General features: G+C 41.7%; 1 protein-coding gene. It reads right to left on the reverse strand.

The features are described from left to right. Window positions 1–91 precede the first annotated feature (91 nt). Window positions 92–220 carry a DUF3265 domain-containing protein gene (locus CIK04_RS32330; protein WP_097353687.1) on the reverse strand — a complete coding sequence of 43 codons (129 nt, stop codon included), beginning with the start codon at window positions 218–220 and terminating at the stop codon, window positions 92–94. Window positions 221–707 lie beyond the last annotated feature (487 nt).

Consider the following 707-nt stretch of genomic DNA (forward strand, 5'->3'; position numbering starts at 1 on the left):
AACAGCGCTCACAAAAGCCAACTTGCCGACAAACACCAAACTGAAAAGCCGAGGGAACAAAGAAAAACCATAAATCACTGATTTTACTTGATTAAGCATAACGCTGCGTTAAGGGGTGAATGCCGCCTAAACCAAGTTTCCGCAGACCATTTTCACCACCAAAACTCACTGCATACCAAAAATGCCACGCGGCATGAATCCCTCTTAAACGCCTTGTTATGTTTAAGACTCGAACGGTTAAGTTTTACGATACCAAGAGCTTAACTCGACTTACCTTTGCAAACCAAAACCAGACGCTAAAAAGCTGAATTAACTCTTAATTTTGAACATTCTGACTTTGAGTTTTAACGTGAGAAACCGAAAAGCCAGGCTTTAACTTTGAAATCAAAATCACTTCACTCACCTACACTCTGCATTTCAATGAGGCAACTCTCTGAACTTTTAGCGCCCACGAATTGGAGTCCAGAAAACAGCGACCACTAAACGTAACTTGCCGACAAGACCAAAATTAGAAAACTAAGAAAGCAAAGAAAAGATGCAACCAACTGATTTTACGTGACTAAACATAACGCCCTGTTAAGGGGTGAGCAACGCAATACCGAAGCCGCCGCATACCACCTTAATCACTAAAAACAACGCATAGTGGAAATGCCACGCGTTGCGAATCCCTCTTGAACAGTTTGTTAAATGCACTTTATATGCATCGG

It is taken from the genome of Vibrio sp. 03_296, assembly GCF_002265885.1.